Source organism: Frankia sp. CeCAU1 (genome assembly GCF_977971845.1).
In genome coordinates, this window is sequence record NZ_CDWWXA010000238.1 from 1039 (window position 1) to 1741 (window position 703).

The following is a 703-nucleotide window of genomic DNA, read 5'->3' on the forward strand; positions in this document are numbered from 1 at the left end:
AGCGCCTCACCGTCAGGCACCGGTTCGTCCAGCCAGCCGGCGCTGGTCGCCGGCCGAGAGACCGCCAAGCGCAGCACACCCCACTGCTCTTCGGCGTCTTCGGCCGGGAGTTCGACCGTGTCCTTGTCCAGGGCGTTGATCTCCCCGGGACGGCACCCGGCGTAGTAGGCCACCGCGAAGTAGGCGACCAGGCGGCGGCCAACGTCGCCTTGCCTGCCGGCGGCATCGAGGAGCGCCCGCGCCTGCTTGTGGTTGCACACCACCCGGCGGTCGACCTGCTCCACCTGCTTCGGCGCCGTCCACTTCAGGCCGGTGAGTGGGTTCGCGGCCAGGTCGCACCGCTCCACCGCGTAGTCGAGCGCACCGAAGAACACCGCCCGCTTGCGCGCCACCGTGTTCGCCGCGGCCGGCCGACCGTCCAGCTTGCGCGCGATCCGATCCAGCGCGGCCCGCGCGATGTCCGGTTTGGCGAGGTCCGCCACCGGCCGGGAGTGCTTGGCGAGCCATGCGAGCGTGGCGGCCAAGTGCTCGGGCGGCTCCAGCTCGATCCGGGGACGATGCGGCCCGGCGCCCGCAGTCCGGGTCCCCGTGCGGAACACCCATGAGTAGAGCGCCTCCCGGACGAGTTCGGCGTGCACGGCCGGCGGGTCGGCGGTCAGAAGTGCCGGGGTGACGGTAGCCAGCGCGTCGGCGAGCGCCCCCC

General features: G+C 73.3%; 1 pseudogene. It reads right to left on the reverse strand.

Annotation, left to right across the window (positions count from 1 at the left end):
* Positions 1-703, reverse strand: a pseudogene (locus tag AC08OO_RS22870) (integrase); the annotation flags it as partial.